The following is a 567-nucleotide window of genomic DNA, read 5'->3' as shown; positions in this document are numbered from 1 at the left end:
ACAACTTAGAAACCTCAGAAGCGATAGTATCAAGAATGTATGAAATGTGTCAGGGTGTGAATATGCAAGAATGTAAAGATTATAGAAGGGAAATTTAATAATGAATAAGGATATATTTACATTAAAAGAAAAAATAAATATTGGAGGTATTAAATTATGAGCAGCAGAATAAGTGCTTTAAAAAATAAAATTAATAGATTGGAAAATACAATTTCTTTTAAAAATATAAAAGCTAAAGAAAAAGAAATAATGGAATTAAAGCAAAAAGTTAATTGCAAAGAAGAAGATATAGCTAATTTAGTAGATGGGATACGTAGAACTAGCAGAGAACTAAAAGATGCCAATGAAAGCATAGTTACATTAAATACAAATATTAAGAGTTCCGAGGATAAAAAAATCAAAAATAAGATTAAGAAACTGTTTGTTAGTTAAGTCGCAACTGCTAAATAGTCTGTAATAAAAAATTGAAAATTGAGAGGGGTAAATTATTATGAATTTAGAAAATAGTATCAAAGATATAATTAGCATTAAATTAGAGGATGGAAGTATTGAAAAAATGGTTTCAGA

Annotated in this window: 1 protein-coding gene; it reads left to right on the top strand. The window is 25.4% G+C overall.

Going from position 1 to position 567, the window contains the following annotated elements:
- The first annotated feature begins 156 nt into the window (after positions 1-156).
- Positions 157-432, top strand: coding sequence for a hypothetical protein (locus Ctaglu_RS24810; RefSeq protein ID WP_125006735.1), 276 nt, complete (start codon positions 157-159; stop codon positions 430-432).
- Positions 433-567: the final 135 nt, after the last annotated feature.

The organism is Clostridium tagluense (assembly GCF_003865095.1).
Classification (GTDB): Bacteria; Bacillota; Clostridia; order Clostridiales; family Clostridiaceae; genus Clostridium_AD; species Clostridium_AD tagluense.
This window is presented reverse-complemented; position numbering and strand designations above follow the sequence as displayed.

Coding starts and splice junctions, on each gene's coding strand:
- Ctaglu_RS24810 (WP_125006735.1), top strand. CDS start 157: ATGAGCAGCAGAATAAGTGCTTTAAAAAATAAAATTAATAGATTGGAA.